Raw genomic sequence first — 17,214 nt, 5'->3', positions numbered from 1 at the left:
TCCCGCCTCTCCGGGATTTCTAGCCAGATTCGTGTGCTTGGTCGCCGGGCGTTGGCGGCTGGCGGTCCGGGGACGGGCCGGTCAGCCCGTCCCCGGCGAGTTACCCATGTCCTCGCGAGATCAGTTCGCAAATTATCAGTAATTGTGGCAGGAGTTGGCTACCGCCTGGATGGTCTCGCGGAGTTGAGCCGTGCGTGGGTCGTTTTCGGCCTGGCGGACGGCATCCGGGTTCTCGTTGATCGCCTGCTGGAGGTCAGCGCGGCGCTTTTCGACCGGCTGGTCGAACTTGCGCTGCAGTTCGGCCTTCTGGGTCGGGTTCGCGTCGAGCATCGAGGCGAGCTGGGGGGCCTTGGCGTGCAGGGCGGCGTCGACTTGGGCGAAGGAACAGTCCGACTCGAGCAGCGGGGCTGCGAACTCCATCGGGCCTGCGGCGGCGATCGCGGGGCTGAGCATCATGGCAACTGTGGCCAGTCCGCCCGCGGCGAGCACGGCGACGGTGGGACGGCCAACGGAACGCTTCATGGTGATTCTCCCGATCATCGAGGGGTTTGCGTGCGCCCTCGACGCTAGGCCGCCGCACTGGCACCCGCGTGAGCGTTCTCTGAGGAATCTCTAAGCAGGTGGGAATCGCACAGTGCGGCGGTAGTTTTCGCGTCTACGCGGGGGAGCCGACGTCCGGGACGACCACCTGCTCGGTGCGCTCCGGCACCACCGCGGGCATCGCGGCCCGGATCTGCACCTCCAGCGCGTCGAGCACGGTGGGATCCTCGATGGTGGACGGCACGTCGTACGGATCGCCTGCGGTGATCTGCCGGATGGTCTTGCGCAGGATCTTGCCGGATCTGGTCTTGGGCAGCGCGGACACGATGATGGCGTCGTGCAGCGTGGCGATCGCGCCGATCTGCGTGCGCACCCGCCCGATCAGTTCCTCGCGCAGCTGGGCCGGATCGACCTCGACCCCGGACTTCAGCACCACATAGGCCAGCGGCCGGTGGCCCTTGAGCTCGTCGGGCAGGCCGACCACCGCGCACTCGGCGACCGCCTCGTGGCCTGCGATAGCCGCCTCGATGCTGCCCGCGGACAGCCGGTGCCCGGCCATGTTGATCACGTCGTCACTGCGGCCGAGCACGAAGAGATAGCCGTCGTCGTCGAAGTAGCCGGAGTCGCCGGTGAGGTAGTGCCCGGGGTAGGCGGCCAGATACGAGCGCTGGTAGCGCTCGTCGTCGTTCCACAGTCCGGTGAGCGTGCCTGGCGGCAGCGGCAGCCCGATCACGATGTTGCCCTCGACATTCGGCGCCACCGGGTTGCCCTCGGAGTCGAGCACCCGGATCCGGTAACCGGGCACCGGCACCGACGCCGAGCCTGCTTTGATCGGAAGCTGTTGCAGGCCAAGCGGATTAGCGCAGATCGGCCAGCCGGTCTCGGTCTGCCACCAGTGGTCGACGACGGGGCAGTCGGTCCGGCCTGCGAGCAGCACCTCGTCGGCCCATGCGTAGGTGGCCGGATCTAGTCGTTCGCCCGCGCAGAACAGCGCACGTAACGACGACAGGTCGTAGCCGTGGGCGAGCGCGGCGTCCGGGTCGGCCTTGCGGATCGCGCGCAGCGCGGTCGGGGCGGTGAACAGCACGCGAACGTTGTGTTCGGCGACCACCCGCCAGTAGGCGCCCGCGTCCGGGGTGCCGACCGGCTTGCCTTCGTACAGCAGCGTGGTCGCGCCGACCAGCAATGGCGCGTAGACGATGTAAGAGTGCCCGACGACCCAGCCGACATCGGAGGCCGTCCACATCACCTGGCCGGGACCTACGTCGTAGATATTGCGCATGGACCAAGCGAGGGCAACCGCGTGTCCTCCGTTGTCCCGAACGACGCCCTTGGGCTTCCCGGTGGTGCCGGAGGTGTAGAGGATGTAGAGGGGATCGGTCGCGGCAACCGGAACCGGATCGGCCGGTGGCGCATCGCGGACAGCATCGTCCCAATCAAGCCACTGGGCCGCGACGGTGTGCGCGGAACTCGGCATCGATGCGGTGGCGGCCTGCGGCGCGGAGAAGTGGATCGTCGGGAACTGCGGCCGCTGCTTGACGATCACCGTCCGCGGCGCGGTGGTCTCGGCGAGATCCAAGGCCTGCAACACAATCGGCGGATAGTCGAGCTGTTTGCCCGGTTCGAGGCCGCCGGATGCTGTGATGATCAACACTGGCTCGGCATCGTCGATGCGTGCCGCGAGCTCGGGCGCGGCGAAGCCGCCGAACACCACCGAGTGCACCGCGCCGATGCGCGCGCAGGCCAGCATCGCGATCACCGCTTCGGGGATCATCGGCAGGTAGATGATGACGCGATCGCCCGCCGAGACGCCAAGGCGGAGCATCGCTCCCGCGAATCCAGCAACCTTTTCGAGCAGTTCGGCGTAGGTGAAAACGCCTCTGGTGCCCGTCATAGCGGAGTCGTATATTAAGGCGGGCTGATTCGCTAGGCCCCCCTCACCGCCAGCGCCGCCGTGCACATGCCGGTCGAGGGCGTTGAAGGAGGTGTTGAGGCGAGCGTCCGGGAACCACCTGGCCACTGGACGAGCGGTGGCGTCGACGATCTGGGTTGGTGGCACGTCCCAGTCGATCGCTTCAGCCGCGCCGGCCCAGAACTCGGCGGGATCGACCAAGCTGGTCTGATAGACCGGTCGGTACTCGTGCCGCACGTTCAATCCCGTGACTCCCTAGCCTCGCCTCGATGCCCGCCTCGATAGATCTGGTTGATTGTGGCAGACTTCACGCGACGCCCGGGTGGGTGTTGTGACCATTGGTTTTGCCTGGAACTGGCAGGTCAAGGGGCGCAGGCTTACTCGGAGTCACCCAAGAAGTTATTGATCCGTTAGAATCTGATGTCACTTATTTGGGCCGTCGTAGACGCAATTTCTCGGCCAGCCGCAGTTCTCGGCCAGCTCCGCCTGTCGAGCCAGTAATGCGTGTGGAGGTTCGCTGATGGCGCGTGGTTGGGGCCAGTTTGGAAAGTGAGTGGGAGATGCGTGACGCCGCTAGGTCCGGCAGAAGGCGCTGGGCGCTCGGCAACTGGGACCTGCGCTGGAAGGTAACGGCAGTGCTTGCCGTTCCGCTGGCAGTCGCGGTGGGGCTCGGCGTGTCCAGGATTTCCTCGGAGTTCACCGGCTCGAGTCGGCTTGCCGCCGTCGCGGAGAACGTCGGGGCCATCCCGGCCGTCACCGCGCTGAGCGCACAGACGGCGACAACAGTCGGTTCGCAGATGGTTTCCGTCGTGCCGAATGTGTCTGTGGTGACCGATCAGAACCTTGCCGACCTCGACAAGGCGATCAGTAACGCGGAGAAGGCGACCGATCGTCTCAACGGTGTGCCAGGCGCCCGCGCGGCGCTGGAGAGCATGCTCACCCAGGCTCGCGCCGTGCGCGAGCAGGGCAAGGCGGTGCGGCCACCGCCGAGTTCCGACGCCATCGGTCTGATCGACCGCGTCCGCAACGACAGTGTGCGGATCGTCGAGTCGACCGTCGGCCAGGTGAGCGACACCGCGGTCGACACTGCCAAGCTGCGCCTCGTCGACTCGCTCAACACCCGTGCCACGCTGGTCGGTGAAGTCGCCGCGTTCCCTGCCGTGCTGGCCAACGAGCCCGACGGCGTCCAGGGCTTCCTCATCGCGGCAAGCACCGAACGCTCGCTGCTCAACGTGCTGTCGCACCGGTTCCCCGACGGGGACACCTCGATCAACGACCTCAAGGTCGGCATCGACACCCGCGTGCGGTTGCTGACCAGCCCGCAGGCGAAGGCCGGGCAGCAGCCGGTCGGCGAATTGAAGAAGTCGCTGACCGACAGCCTCGCGGTCTACGAGCTCGTGGTGAGCAAGGCCACCAAGGACATCGACGTCGCGATGAGCTCGCTGGTGTCCACCTCGCAGCGCGACGCGTGGACCTACACCGCGGTCGTCGTTGCCACCATCCTCGCCGCGCTGTTGCTCGCGGTGTTCGTCGCGCGGTCGATGATCGTGCCGCTGCACCGGCTGCGCCTCGCTGCGCTGCGGGTCGCCGAGAGTGACCTGCCGCACGAGGTGTCCCAGCTCCGCAACGGCGCCTCGCCGGAAGAGGTTCCGCTGGAACCGATGCCGGTGCGCAGCACCGAGGAGATCGGCCAGCTGGCTCGCGCCGTCGACGACATCCACGGCCAGGCGCTGCGCCTCGCGAGCGACCAGGCGCAGATGCGTTCCCAGGTCAACGACATGTTCGAGACCCTAGCCCGGCGCTCCAAGTCCCTCGTCGACCATCAGCTCAGCTTGATCGAGGCGATGGAGTACGACGAGAAGGACCCGCGCCTGCTGGAAAACCTGTTCCGGCTGGACCATCTCGCGGCGCGTATGCGCCGTAATGGTGACAACCTGCTGATCCTCGCAGGCACCAGGCAGCGCCGCGCGAAGTCCGCGCCGGTCGAGATCGCCGACGTGCTGCGCGCCGCGATCTCCGAGGTCGAGGACTACGAGCGGGTGAAACTGGGTGCCACACCGCGTGGTTCGCTGGTCGAGCCCGCCGCCTCCGATATGGCGCATCTGTTCGCCGAGCTGCTGGACAACGCGCTGCGTGCCTCCCCGCCGGAGACCGACGTGAAGTTCACCTTCGCGCAGGCACATGATCAGGGCATGCTCATCGAGGTGGCCGACCGCGGCATCGGTATGCCGCCGCCGGAGATGGCCGATATCAACCGGCGACTGGAGCAGACCGCGGAGCCGGGTCCGGACACCGCGCGCCACATGGGTCTCTTCGTGGTCGGCAGGCTGGCCGAGCGGCACGGTCTCACCGTGCGGCTGCGCCCCACCTTCGACACCGCCCGCGATCCTGGTGTCACCGTCACCGTGCATGTGCCCGGTGGGCTGATCGTGGCGGGTAAGCCGATCACGGCGCAGCCGGTCACGCCGTCGCCGCAGGCGCAGGAACGGCCGAGGCCGGCAGGCCCGTCGTCGATGCAGATGCGGGCGATCACCCGGACGCCGGGCGGCAATGTCATGGTGACCGTCGATCCAGGGGTGAGCGGGCCGATTCCGGTCAGCAAGCCCAATACCTCGCCGAGTACGCCGCTCGCGGCAGGCGGGCTGCCACAGCGGCAGCCGGGCAACGCGATGGCAGCAGGCATGAACGCGCAGCAGGCAGGTCCGACCCTGCGCCCGGCCCCCGGCCAGCAGTCGAACGGGCCGCAGCGCGGCAAGCTCGCCGCGGCGAACCTGCCCAAGCGCAACGTCACCCCCGGCGGTCCGCCGCCGCGGCAGCCGGGCCCGCCGGCCGAGCCCACCGTGACGGGTCTGCCGCCGCGGGACCCGAATTCGGGTGAGCTGCCGAAACGGCAGCCGGGCAGCAACGGGGTGCCGCAACCGAGCATCAGTGGTCTCGCTCAGCCCCCGGGCGGCCTGCCGCAGCGTCAGCGTGGCGAGAACGGTGTGCCACCTCGTGATCCGAGCTCCGGCCTGCCGCAGCGCGATCCGAACGCGGGCGGCCTGCCGCAGCGTGACAGCGGTGCGACCGGGCTGCCGCAACGGCAGGTAGGACCGAATGGTCTGCCGCAACGTGATCCGAATGCCGGTGGTCTGCCGCAGCGTCAACGTGGCGAAAACGGCCTGCCGCAGCGGGAATCCGCGTCCGGTGGTCTGCCGCAGCGTGAGCCGAGTGCAGGCGGTGTGCCGCCGCGTGAGCCGAGTGTGGGGCTGCCGCAGCGTGAACCGAGCTCCGGTGGTTTGCCGCAGCGGGAATCCGCCTCGGGTGGCTTGCCTCAGCGTGAGCCGAGCCAGGGCGGCCTGCCCCAGCGTGAGCCGAGTGCAGGCGGTGTGCCGCCGCGTGAGCCGAGTGTGGGGCTGCCGCAGCGCGATCCGAGTTCCGGTGGCCTACCGTCGCGTCACGCGGCGGCGAGCCTGCCGCAGCGGGACGCGACACCGACCGGGCTGCCACAGCGTCAGCCTGGGTCCCAGGTACCGCCGAACCTGCCACAACGCGAACCGGGCGCCGAAGGTCTGGCGCCGCGGGAGTCTGCACCGGGAGTCGCACTGCCGCAACGCGGTCGGGCCGCACGGCCGGACGCCGACGAGCCGCGCAACGACGCGGAAGCGGGCGCCGATCCCGGTCGCCACAGCTACCGCGCGAACCCGACCAGAACCGCCTCGTTCTTCCAAACCAGGCTGCAACCCGCGGTCGATACCGGCGATTCCGTCATGGGCGGGACACCAATTTTCGCGGAAATGATGTCTGCGTGGCTCTCAGACCCGAATATGGACCGGTCACAAGTGGCTGCTTCGTTCGAGTCGCCGGGTGACGAAGGCTGGCAAGCGGCTCGCCGGGCCAGCGAGGCGCAAACCGAGACAAAGACGGCGGCCGGGTTGCCGCAACGCAATCCGGGCGGAAGGCTGGTCCCGGGCGCCGTCAACGGTGCGGTGGATAGGGCACCGAGCCGTGACCCGGAAACGATCAGGTCCAGCTTGAGTCGTCACCAGCAAGGCGTCCGGGATGGCCGCGCAATGAGAGCAATGAACCTAACCGGAGATAAAGGAGACCGATGAACCCCGATCTAGGTGGTACGAATCGTCAGCTGGATTGGCTGGTTTCGAACTTCGCCAACGAGGTTCCTGGCGTAGCCCATGCCGTCCTGGTCTCGGCTGACGGCCTACTGATGGCCGCGAGCGCGCAGCTGCCTGTCGACCGTGCCGAGCAGCTCTCGGCCGTCACCGCCGGGCTCGCCAGCCTCTCGGTCGGCGTCTCGAACCTGTTCGAGGGCGGCACCGTGCTGCAGTCCGTCGTCGAGATGGAACACGGCTACCTGCTACTCATGGCCGTCGGCGACGGCTCGTACCTGGCAGTGCTGACCAACACCTCGTGCGACATCGGTCAGGTCGGCTACGAGATGGCGTTGTTGGTCGAGCGTGTGGGCCAGACTGTCCAGGCCACGCCACGCGTCACGATGGGTTCCTGATGGTGGGATGGACATAGAAGATCACCGCGTGGGGAGCGCCGAGCCGAGCCTCGTCCGCCCATACTCGTTGACCGCAGGCCGAACGAGGCCCGCGGTCGAGTTGGCGTTGGAGGCCCTCGTCGCATCGCATCCGGTCGCCCTGGAGCGGCAGTTCGAACTGACCAACATCGAGACGTCAATCGTGGAGTTGTGCAGAGAATCGCCGTCCGTTGCCGAGGTAGCAGCCCGACTGGGTATCCCCATCGGGGTGGCACGCGTGCTGGTTGCCGACCTGATCGAGGCCGGCCACGTCCGCGTTTCGGCAACTTTGAAAGACGATTCCAGCGACGATGAACGTCGCGAGCTGATCGAAAGGGTTCTCAGTGGACTCCGGCGTATTTGATTCGACGGCGCAGGTCGACACCCGTACCAGCAAGCCAACGTCGGCGAAGATCGTGGTCGCGGGTGGCTTCGGTGTCGGTAAGACCACGATGGTCGGTGCTGTCTCGGAGATCGTTCCGCTGCGCACCGAGGCATTGGTGACCAATGCCAGTACCGGTATCGATAATCTGACAGGCATCCCGATGAAGTCGACCACCACCGTGGCGATGGACTTCGGCCGGATCAGCCTCGCCGACGATCTGGTGCTGTACCTCTTCGGTACGCCGGGCCAGTATCGATTCTGGTTCATGTGGGACGACCTGATCCGCGGCGCCATCGGCGCCGTGGTGCTCGTCGACACCCGCAGGCTCGAGGACAGCTTCGCGGCTGTCGACTACTTCGAAGCGCGGGGCCTGCCGTTCCTGGTGGCGCTCAACGAATTCGACGACGCGCCGCGGTACCCGATCGAGGACATCCGGCAGGCACTCGCCGTGCCTGCGGACGTACCGATCCTGTCCATCGACGCACGGCGTCGTGAGCCGGCCAAGCAGGCCTTGGTCGCGCTCACCGAGTACGCCCTGCGGAAGGTGATGCAGGGTTACTAGCCGTTCGCGCGGCGCTACGTTCGTCAGGAACCGAGTGGCTAAGCTCACTCGGTGAGAATTTCGGCGCGCGAGCTGCTCGGGCAATTGCTCGATACCGACTCGTTTGTCAGCTGGGACCGGCCACCGATCACGGTGGCCGCCACCATGCGGTATCGCGAGGTCTTACAGAAAGCGGCAGTCGCGGCGGGCACCGATGAATCGGTGCTCACCGGCGAAGGGCTGCTCCGCGGGCATCGGGTGGCCGTTATCGCCTGTGAGTTCGGCTTTTTGGCTGGTTCGATCGGTGTTGCCGCGGCGGAGCGGATCGTCTCGGCGGTCGAGCGCGCCACCGAACTCGGGCTGCCCCTGGTCGCTTCGCCGACCTCCGGCGGCACCCGCATGCAGGAGGGCACCGTCGCCTTCGTGCAGATGGTGAAGATCGCCGGTGCCGTCGCCGCGCACAAGGCCGCAGGCCATCCCTATCTGGTGTATTTGCGCAACCCGACCATGGGCGGGGTCTTCGCGTCGTGGGGTTCCCTGGGGCACATGACTTTTGCCGAGCCCGGCGCGTTGATCGGGTTTCTCGGGCCTCGGGTCTACCACGCGCTCTATGGTCAGCCGTTTCCCGAGGGCGTGCAGATCGCCGAAAACCTTTACCGCCGTGGCGTTATCGATGGCGTGGGCACCGTCCCGCTCTTTCGCCGCATCGCCCATCGCGCGCTGAGTGTGTTCAGCGGGGTGCCGGATTCAGTTGTCGCGGAACAAGATCGACGATCCTTCGGGCGCACGTCGGCTCCGGTGCCTGCGATGGCTTCGGCGGGGGTCTCTGCCTGGGAGTCTGTTCTGATCTCGCGACGGCCGGACCGGCCCGGTATCCGCGATCTACTACGACATGTGACACAACGGGTTCCACTCAGCGGCACCGGTCAGGGGGAGTCCGATCGGACCGTGGTGCACGCGCTGGCCCGCTTCCGTGGGCAGCCGTGTGTGGTGTTCGGCCACGACCGATCCGGGCAGCAGGACGACGCCATGGGACCCGCCGCACTCCGGGAAGCACGACGCAGCATGGCGCTTGCTGAAGAGTTGCGGATACCGCTCGTGCTGGTCATCGACACGGTGGGTGCGTCCTTGTCGAAGGAGGCCGAAGAGCGCGGATTGGCTCCCGAAATCGCGCGCTGCATCGCGGATTTGGTGACTTTGGACACGCCGACGGTCTCGGTGCTGCTCGGCCAGGGCACCGGCGGCGGCGCGCTGGCCCTGCTGCCCGCGGACCGTGTCCTCGCCGCCACCAACGCCTGGCTGGCCCCGCTGCCGCCGGAGGGCGCCAGCGCGATCGTCTACCGAGACATCGCGCACGCGCCGGAGCTGGCTCGCGCGCAACGCATTCGCGCGGCCGACTTGCATGCCGACGGCGTGGTCGACCGCATCGTGCCGGAGTTCCCCGATGCGGCCGACGAGCCGGTCGAGTTCGCCCGCCGCATGGTCGCCGCCATCGGCGCCGAACTCGCCCAGCTCCGCGCCCATCCTGACGCGGACCTCCGCGCTCTGCGCAAGGCCCGCTACCGCCGCCTCGGCTTGCCAAGCAGCACTGACTGATTCACTCGGGGAGCGTGTCGCTGCGCAGACCCTGGGGCGCGCTCAGCTCCGCGATCAGCTCGCGATACCGCGCGAACGCCGGTTTCGGTGTGTAATCCGAACGCAGCAGCCCGAATTCGAAGTTCAGATCCTGCCGGTCGCTGTCCGCGTCGCGCAGGGCGAAATGCTCGTAGGTGGTGATGTTGAGCGCGGCGGCCAACGCATCGACGGTGCGGACGACCGTGTCCAGCACCTCCGACTGCCGGGCATAGGAGCGATCCGGTCCGGTCGGCCAACCGTTTTCGGCGACATGCATGGGCGTGGTGTCCGGGATGCCCGCCGCGGTGAGGCTCTGCTCGCGGAAGCCGGTCAGCACCCCACCGACGGCGTCGGCCAATTGTCCCGCCGCGATGGGGCGGAACACGTCGGGAAAGAAGTCCAATCCCACATAGTCCAGCGCGGCCACGAACTCCGACCCGCCGCGGCGGCCGAGATCGGTCCAAAACTCCTGGGCTGGATCGAAGATCGGCGTTGCATTGCAACCGATCAGCACGTCGATGCCGAGCCGATCGACCTCGTCCCTGGCCGCGAGCACACCATCGACGATCGCCTGCCGCACCGCGGGAAAGCCGCCGTCACCACCGGGACCCGAGTGATTGGCTTCCTCGGCAACCTGCAGCGAAGCCAGCTGCGGCCCGAACTCGCGCAATTGCGCGCGCAGAAAGTCCAGCCACCCGGTCAGGTCGTTCCCCGAGTCCCGAAAGCACACGACGAGATCAATCTTTCGGTGCGCCAGCACATACTGGGCGACCTTCGGTGGCGCCTCCCGCACCGCGCCCGCCCCATCGCCGTACAGCCGATACCCGCGGACCAGAAACGGATGAGCGCCGTGCAATTCGTCGAGCGCGACGCCGATCCGCTCGGCCTGCTCCGGCGGACCCGGCGTGATCACGCCCTGTTCATCTGCGCCGAGTCCACCCGGATAGATCCCGAATCGAAGAGCCATGCCGCGACGGTAACCCGGATATGACAACCGGGCGACCGAGCCGAAACGGCCCCTGACGCCACGGGAGAGAGTGAGTCGGACGCGTCACTGCGCGTCGGCAAGAAATCGCAGGTCGGACGGCAAACCTGGAGCCAACACGCCAGGGGGCAGCGTTGACGGCTCGCCGACACGCTTCTACGGTCGGGATGTGACCTTCAGAAGCGAGACCTCTGCCATCCCCTCGATCGTCTTGAACGACGGGAACGTGATCCCGCAACTCGGTTTCGGCGTCTTCTTGGTGCCCGACGACGAGGCTTTCCCGGTCGTCACCGCCGCGCTGGAGGCTGGCTACCGCAGCATCGACACCGCCGCGATCTACGGCAACGAAGAGGGCACCGGCCGCGCGATCCGGGAATCCGGGCTGCCCCGCGACGAGGTCTACGTCACATCCAAAGTGTGGAATTCCGAGCAGGGCTTCGATTCCACCCTCCGCGCCTTCGACGCCAGCATGGCGCGCCTCGGCCTGGACTACCTCGACCTGTACCTGGTGCACTGGCCGGTGCCCGCCGCCGACCGCTACGTGGACACATTCCGGGCATTGCAGGCGCTGAAGACGCAGGGCAGGGTCCGCTCCATCGGCGTATCGAACTTCACGGCGGAGCACCTATCCCGCGTGATCGCTGAGACCGGCGAGATTCCCGCGGTGAACCAGATCGAACTGCATCCGCGGCTGGCGCAGCGCGAGCTGCGCGAGTTCCACGCGGGTCACGCCATCGCCACCGAGGCGTGGGGACCGCTCGGCCAGGGGACGCTGCTCGACGATCGGACCATCGCCTCGATCGCCGCCGCCGTCGACCGCACGCCCGCGCAGGTGATCATCCGCTGGCATTTGCAGCTCGGCAACATCGTGATCCCCAAGTCGGTCACGCCGTCCCGGATCGCCGAGAACTTCGACGTCTTCGGCTTCGAGCTCAGCCGCGACCAGATGGCCGCGATCAACGCGCTCGACACCGGCACCCGCGTCGGCGACGACCCGAACACCTTCAGCCAGGGCCTGGACGTCTAACCAAGACCCAGGTAGCTGGTCAGCTCCACGGCCGCCGCCCGCCCAGCGCGGTTGGCGCCGATGGTGCTCGCCGACGGCCCGTAGCCGATCAGATGAATGCGCGGATCCGCAGCCACCTGGGTGGCCAGCCGCCCGGTCATCGTGATGCCGCCCCCGGGTCCGCGTAGTCGCAGCGGCGCCAAATGGTCGAGCGCACTGCGGAATCCGGTGGCCCACAGGATCACGTCCGCGTGCTGGAAGGTGCCGTCGGTCCAGCGCACCCCGTCCGGTTCGATGTGGTCGAACATCGGCAGCCGGTGCAGTGCGCCGCGTTCCTTGGCCGCCCGCAGCCGGTCGTCGAGCCGCAGCCCGGTGACCGAAACCACCGATCCTGGCGGCAGACCGCGGCGCACCCGATCTTCGACCTTGGCGACCGCTGCGCGGCCGTCCTCGGGGCCGAACGACGCTTCGCGGAAGATCGGTTCGGTCCGCGTCACCCAGGTCGTCGAGGTGACCTGGGAGATCTCGTCGAGCAGCTGCACCGCGGAGATGCCGCCGCCGACCACCACGACGTGCTTGCCCGCGAATTCGGCGGCCGTGCGGTAGTCGCGGGTGTGCAGCTGCCGCCCGGCGAAGGTCTCCGCGCCGCGATAGCGCGGGATGAAGGGGTGTTCCCAGGTGCCGGTGCCGTTGATCAGACCGCGCACCCGAATCGTGCCTGCCGAATCGGTTTCCGCGTTGAGGACAGGGCCGTGCTCGGCGGGGCTGCCGTCTTCGGCGCGGTCGCAGACGACGGTGACCGAAACCTGTCGGCGCACCCGCAGCTCGAACCGCTTCTCGTAGAGCTCGTAGTAGTGCGGCACCGCGGTGGCAGCGGGCGCCGACTCGGAGCCGGGCGGCAACGTTTCCGCGAATGACATGCCAGGAAGATCATGGACTCTGTTGACCGTGGTCAGCGTGAGCGAGGGCCAGCGGAATTGCCAGGCGCCACCCGGTCCCGGCGCGTGGTCGACGATGAGAAAGTCCTGCTCGGGGCGCAACCCGAGGCGCTGGAGGTGATAACCGGCCGACAGTCCCGCCTGACCAGCGCCGATCACCAAGATATCGAAGTCTGTCGGCACAGCCGAAGATCGTATCGGCTTCAACGAAGTGAGCCGTCTGCTGTGGCACAGTGAATGTAACCAGACGGATCGCTCAGTTGGGGAGGTCGCATGCTCGGAGTTAGCCGAGACGGTGACGTAGTGACCATCGAACTTCAGCGCGCGGAGCGCCGCAACGCGCTCAACCTCGAACTCATCACGCTGTTGCGCGAGGCCGTGCTCGCCGCCATCGCCGACGAGGCGCGGGTGATCGTGCTGACCGGGCATGGCCCGATCTTCAGCGCGGGCGCGGATCTGACCGGCGTGTATTCCGAGGAGTTCCTCAACAGCTTGATGGAGATGCTGCATCTCATCGAGTCCGCCCCGGTGCCGGTGATCTCGGCGATCAACGGCGGCGCGCTCGGCGCGGGTGTGCAGCTGGCGATCGCCTCGGACCTGCGGGTGATCGCGCCGGACGCCTATATCGCGATTCCGGCGGCCAAGCTCGGCATCTCGGTGGACCGCTGGACGGTACGCAGGCTGGCCTCGTTGATCGGCGGCGGGCCTGCCAGGACCATCCTGCTCGGCGCCGAGCCTGTCTCGGCCGTCGACGCCTACAACTTCGGCTTCGCCAACAAGCTCGGCACCTTGGCCGATGCGCAGGCGTGGGCCAAGCAGATCGCCGAGCTCGCGCCGCTGTCGTTGCGCTACATGAAGCTGGTATTCAACGACGACGGCACCCGTGAACCGGACAACGCCCAGCAGCGCGCCGCCTTCGCGGCGACGTGGTCGAGCGCCGACGCCCAAGAGGGGCTGCTGGCCAGGCAAGAGAAGCGTGCCGCGAAATTTGTGGGGCGATGATGGGTATTCGACGCATGGCAGGCACCGCGGCGGGCGCGCTCGGGCTCAGCTGGGTGGTGCGCGCGGCGTGGGGCATCCCCTCGGCGATGGGCGCCTCGATCTCGGCCATCCAGCCGTACGCGACCGGCGCGGCCACCTATCGCAACCGCCAGTTCCACAACACCGAGCCGAGTAGTCAGCTCGCGGCGGGATCCGCACCGTCCCTGCTGATTTCGGCGCTCACCAAGCGCAATGCCGGTCGGCCGAGCGGGGTGATCCCGCTGCAGACGCCGCAATTGCCCGCGTCCGCCGCCGATCTCGCCGTCACCTGGTACGGGCACGCCACCGCGCTCATCGAGGTCGACGGCTACCGGGTGCTCACCGATCCCGTATGGAGCGAACGGGTTTCGCCGTCCGCGCTGGTCGGCCCGACCCGCATGCATCCGGTGCCGACTCCGCTGTCCGAGCTGCCCGCGCTGGACGCGGTGATCATCTCGCACGATCACTACGACCACCTGGACAAGGAGACCGTCCGCGAATTGGTGCTGCGTCAGACCGCGCCGTTCCTGGTGCCGATCGGCATCGGCGCGCACCTGCGGCACTGGGGTGTTCCTGAGCATCGGATCATCGAATTGGATTGGGGCGGTTCGATATCGCTCTCGGCGCTCGGCCGGGGGCGCGCGGGCGCCGATCTGGTGCTCACCTGTACCGAGGCGCGGCACTTCTCCGGGCGCGGGCTGATTCGCAACACCACGCTCTGGGCCTCGTGGTCGATCGTCGGACCGACCAAGCGGGTCTACTTCGGCGGCGACACCGGGTACACCAAGGCATTCGCGGAAGCCGGTGCGGCGCTTGGCCCGTTCGATCTGACGCTGCTGCCGATCGGCGCCTACGACGAGCGCTGGCGCGACGTGCACATGAATCCTGAGGAGGCGGTTCGCGCGCACGCCGATCTGTGTGTCGGTGACGCCGGGCACGGGCTGCTGGTGCCGATTCACTGGGCGACGTTCAATCTGGCCTTCCACGGTTGGTCCGAGCCGGTGCGGCGGATGGTGTCGGCGGCCGAAACCGCTGGTACGAAGATCGCGGTGCCCATGCCTGGCCAGCGGGTCGACCCCATAGGCGCACCACCACGGGATTCGTGGTGGGAAGATGTCGGGTGAACACTCGTGCTAGTGGGCTACAGGAAGGATCGAATGCTATGAGCTTCGCGGATACCTTGAAGGGCCTCGTCGGCAAGGGCAAAGACGCTGCGGCCAAGAACGCCGACAAGATCAACGACGCCATCGACAAGGGCGGCGACTTCATCGACCAGAAGACGCAGGGCAAGTACTCGGACAAGATCGCCAAGGGTAAGGAAGCCGCCAAGAAGGTGGTTCCGCCGGAGCAGCCCGGCGCCCCCGAGCAGCCGGGCCCGCAGGGCTGACGAGCGGCGGGGCCCGGTTTCTGTCGGTCCCCGCCTCTAAAATTGCTGATATGGCAGCCCGCCGGAGCTTCGGGGGTATCGAGGTTGAACTGAGCAACCTCGACAAAGTGCTGTATCCGGCCACCGGCACCACCAAAGGCGAGGTCATCGCCTACTATTCGGCGATCGCGCCCGCGATGCTCCCGCATATCGTGCAGCGCCCGGTCACCAGGAAGCGATGGCCCAACGGGGTCGACGAGCCGTCCTTCTTCGAAAAGAATCTCGCCGCGCACGCGCCGTCGTGGCTCGCGCGGCACACCATTCAGCACGCCGACCGCAAGGTCACCTATCCGGTGATCGACAACGAGGCCGGCCTGGCCTGGCTCGGGCAGCAGGCGTCGCTGGAAGTCCATGTGCCGCAATGGCGTTTCGACGGCGACGAGATGGGCCCGGCGACCAGGCTGGTGTTCGACCTCGACCCAGGGCCAGGCGCGGGGCTTGCCGACTGTGCGCGGGTGGCGCTCGCGGTGCGCGACATGGTCGAGGGCATCGGACTGCGTGCGTTCCCGGTCACCAGCGGTAGCAAGGGAATTCATCTCTACGTCCCGCTGGATCGGGAGCTGAGCTCCGGCGGTGCGTCCACCGTTGCCAAGCAGGTGGCGACGAATCTGGAGAAGCTGCACCCGGATCTGGTGACCGCGACCATGGCGAAGGTGGTGCGCAAGGGCAAGATCTTCCTCGACTGGAGCCAGAACAATCCGGCCAAGACGACGATCGCGCCGTACTCGATGCGCGGGCGCGAGCAGCCCAATGCGGCAGCGCCACGCACCTGGAAGGAAATCGAAAACCGGAAGAAGTTGCGGCACTTACGGTTCGACGAGGTGCTTGCTCGATGGCTGGCCGATGGCGATTTACTCGCCGAGCTCGACCCGCCGGTGGCGGCGGGCAGCAAGGCCTCGCCCGAATCCGGCGCCGACGCGCTCGCGAAGTACCGATCGATGCGCGACCCGGCGCGGACACCCGAGCCGGTGCCCGCCGACCGGCCGGTGCCGACCGACGGCAACCGCTACGTCGTGCAGGAACACCATGCGCGGCGGCTGCATTGGGATGTGCGGCTGGAACGTGGCGGGGTGCTGGTGTCGTGGGCGGTGCCGAAGGGCCCGCCGACCTCATCGGACCAGAACCGGCTCGCCGTGCACACCGAGGATCATCCGCTGGAGTACCTGGACTTTCACGGCGCCATCCCGAAGGGGGAGTACGGCGCGGGCGAGATGACGATCTGGGATTCCGGCACCTACGAGACGGAGAAGTGGCGCGACGACGAGGTCATCGTCGAATTCCACGGGCAGCGGCTCAACGGTCGCTACGCATTGATCCAGACCAACGGCAACCAGTGGCTGATGCATCGGATGCGCGAGCAGCGGGCCGATCCGAACGGCGCGGTCGGTGCCGAGCCGAGCGGATCGTCCGGCCGGATCATCCGGGTGCCGAGCGGGCCGTCGACCTTTCCGCGTGGTCTCGCGCCGATGCTCGCCACGCCTGGCGATGTCGCCGATCTGACGCCCGACGAGTGGTGCTTCGAAACGAAATGGGACGGGTTCCGGCTCATCGCCGAGGTCGACGCGGGCACGCTGACCTTGCGCAGCCGGGTCGGCAATGTGGTGACCGGTCGATATTCCGGGATCGCCGGGCTCGCCGCGGAATTGGCCGGCCACAGTGTCGTCCTCGACGGCGAAGCCGTGGTGTTCGACGACCACGGTGTCGCCAATCTCGGCCTGCTGCAGGCGGATGCGGCGCGCGCGGTCTTCGTCGCCTTCGATGTCCTGTACCTCGACGGCACCTCGCTTGTCCGCAAACGCTATTCGGATCGGCGCCGGGTGCTGGAGGCACTGGCAGGCACCGCGCCGTCGCTGATGGTGCCGCCGCGACTGGACGGCTCCGGTGCCGACGCCGTGCGCTACAGCCAGGAACACGGCATGGAAGGCGTCGTCGCCAAACGCAAGGATTCGGTGTACCTGCCTGGCAAGCGCGGACATTCGTGGGTCAAGCACCGCAACTGGCGCACCCAGGAGGTCGTCATCGGCGGCTGGCGGCGCAGCGACGCGCGGAACTTCAAGTCCCTCCTCGTCGGCATCCCCTACGAGGACCGGCTCATCTACGTCGGCCGAGTCGGCACCGGATTCAACGATCAGACCATGCAGGAACTGGCCAAGCGCCTCAACAAACTCGACCGCAAAACCACCCCGTTCGACAACGAGCTGACCGCCGAGGAACGCAAGGAAGCGGTCTGGGTGACGCCCAAAATCCACGGCACCGTCCGTTTCATGAACTGGACCGAAACCGGCCGCCTCTGGCACCCCGCCTGGCTCGGCACCACCGACTGAC

14 protein-coding genes are annotated in these 17,214 nt (G+C 67.6%); 10 read left to right on the top strand and 4 right to left on the bottom strand.

The window, feature by feature from the left end; genetic code table 11:
* Window positions 1-135 precede the first annotated feature (135 nt).
* Window positions 136-522, bottom strand: a complete 387-nt coding sequence (locus ACGFNJ_RS23975) for a hemophore-related protein (RefSeq protein ID WP_393452082.1) — start codon at window positions 520-522, stop codon at window positions 136-138.
* 133 nt (window positions 523-655) lie between these two features.
* Window positions 656-2,695 (bottom strand): AMP-binding protein, encoded by a 2,040-nt coding sequence (locus ACGFNJ_RS23970; RefSeq protein ID WP_393452079.1) that lies wholly within the window; start codon window positions 2,693-2,695, stop codon window positions 656-658.
* Window positions 2,696-3,012: 317 nt separating this feature from the next.
* On the opposite strand from ACGFNJ_RS23970, the gene ACGFNJ_RS23965 reads away from it, so the two are divergent.
* The 5 genes from ACGFNJ_RS23965 to ACGFNJ_RS23945 are packed head-to-tail and all read left to right on the top strand — an operon-like array spanning window position 3,013 to window position 9,496.
* Complete coding sequence (locus ACGFNJ_RS23965) at window positions 3,013-6,546, top strand: ATP-binding protein (protein ID WP_393452076.1); 3,534 nt, start codon at window positions 3,013-3,015, stop codon at window positions 6,544-6,546.
* Window positions 6,543-6,956, top strand: a complete 414-nt coding sequence (locus ACGFNJ_RS23960; protein ID WP_011207200.1) for a roadblock/LC7 domain-containing protein — start codon at window positions 6,543-6,545, stop codon at window positions 6,954-6,956. Before ACGFNJ_RS23965 ends, ACGFNJ_RS23960 begins: the two co-directional genes overlap by 4 nt.
* A gap of 7 nt (window positions 6,957-6,963) precedes the next feature.
* Window positions 6,964-7,338, top strand: coding sequence for a DUF742 domain-containing protein (locus ACGFNJ_RS23955; protein WP_014981573.1), 375 nt, complete (start codon window positions 6,964-6,966; stop codon window positions 7,336-7,338).
* A complete protein-coding gene (locus ACGFNJ_RS23950; RefSeq protein ID WP_014981574.1) occupies window positions 7,319-7,921 on the top strand; it encodes an ATP/GTP-binding protein in 603 nt (200 codons plus the stop codon). Before ACGFNJ_RS23955 ends, ACGFNJ_RS23950 begins: the two co-directional genes overlap by 20 nt.
* 51 nt (window positions 7,922-7,972) lie before the next feature.
* A complete protein-coding gene (locus ACGFNJ_RS23945) occupies window positions 7,973-9,496 on the top strand; it encodes a carboxyl transferase domain-containing protein (protein WP_393452072.1) in 1,524 nt (507 codons plus the stop codon).
* A 1-nt stretch (window position 9,497) separates the two neighbouring features.
* Here the strand turns inward: ACGFNJ_RS23945 and ACGFNJ_RS23940 are convergent, their stop codons facing one another.
* Complete coding sequence (locus ACGFNJ_RS23940; protein WP_393452069.1) at window positions 9,498-10,481, bottom strand: hypothetical protein; 984 nt, start codon at window positions 10,479-10,481, stop codon at window positions 9,498-9,500.
* Window positions 10,482-10,668: 187 nt separating this feature from the next.
* Here ACGFNJ_RS23940 and ACGFNJ_RS23935 point away from each other — a divergent pair, with 187 nt between their 5' ends.
* On the top strand, window positions 10,669-11,526 hold the full coding sequence (locus ACGFNJ_RS23935) for an aldo/keto reductase (RefSeq protein WP_393452066.1): 858 nt from the start codon (window positions 10,669-10,671) through the stop codon (window positions 11,524-11,526).
* On the opposite strand, the gene ACGFNJ_RS23930 is transcribed toward ACGFNJ_RS23935, so the two are convergent.
* Window positions 11,523-12,626, bottom strand: coding sequence for an NAD(P)-binding domain-containing protein (locus ACGFNJ_RS23930; protein WP_393452063.1), 1,104 nt, complete (start codon window positions 12,624-12,626; stop codon window positions 11,523-11,525). The genes ACGFNJ_RS23935 and ACGFNJ_RS23930 overlap by 4 nt on opposite strands.
* 90 nt (window positions 12,627-12,716) lie before the next feature.
* Between ACGFNJ_RS23930 and ACGFNJ_RS23925 the strand changes: the two genes are divergently transcribed.
* Genes ACGFNJ_RS23925 through ACGFNJ_RS23910 form a run of 4 tightly spaced genes read left to right on the top strand, consistent with a single transcriptional unit; the run spans window position 12,717 to window position 17,213 of the window.
* Window positions 12,717-13,445: an enoyl-CoA hydratase gene (locus tag ACGFNJ_RS23925; RefSeq protein WP_393452060.1), complete on the top strand. Its 729-nt coding sequence runs from the start codon at window positions 12,717-12,719 to the stop codon at window positions 13,443-13,445.
* On the top strand, window positions 13,445-14,587 hold the full coding sequence (locus tag ACGFNJ_RS23920; protein ID WP_393452273.1) for an MBL fold metallo-hydrolase: 1,143 nt from the start codon (window positions 13,445-13,447) through the stop codon (window positions 14,585-14,587). Before ACGFNJ_RS23925 ends, ACGFNJ_RS23920 begins: the two co-directional genes overlap by 1 nt.
* A 38-nt stretch (window positions 14,588-14,625) precedes the next feature.
* A complete protein-coding gene (locus ACGFNJ_RS23915; RefSeq protein WP_393452057.1) occupies window positions 14,626-14,850 on the top strand; it encodes an antitoxin in 225 nt (74 codons plus the stop codon).
* Between the two features lie 50 nt (window positions 14,851-14,900).
* Window positions 14,901-17,213 (top strand): ATP-dependent DNA ligase, encoded by a 2,313-nt coding sequence (locus ACGFNJ_RS23910; RefSeq protein WP_393452054.1) that lies wholly within the window; start codon window positions 14,901-14,903, stop codon window positions 17,211-17,213.
* Window position 17,214: the final 1 nt, after the last annotated feature.

The organism is Nocardia sp. NPDC049149 (assembly GCF_043197455.1).
In the GTDB taxonomy this organism is placed as follows: domain Bacteria; phylum Actinomycetota; class Actinomycetes; order Mycobacteriales; family Mycobacteriaceae; genus Nocardia.
Note: the sequence above shows the minus strand (reverse complement) of the source record. Positions and strands in the feature narration are given on the sequence as shown.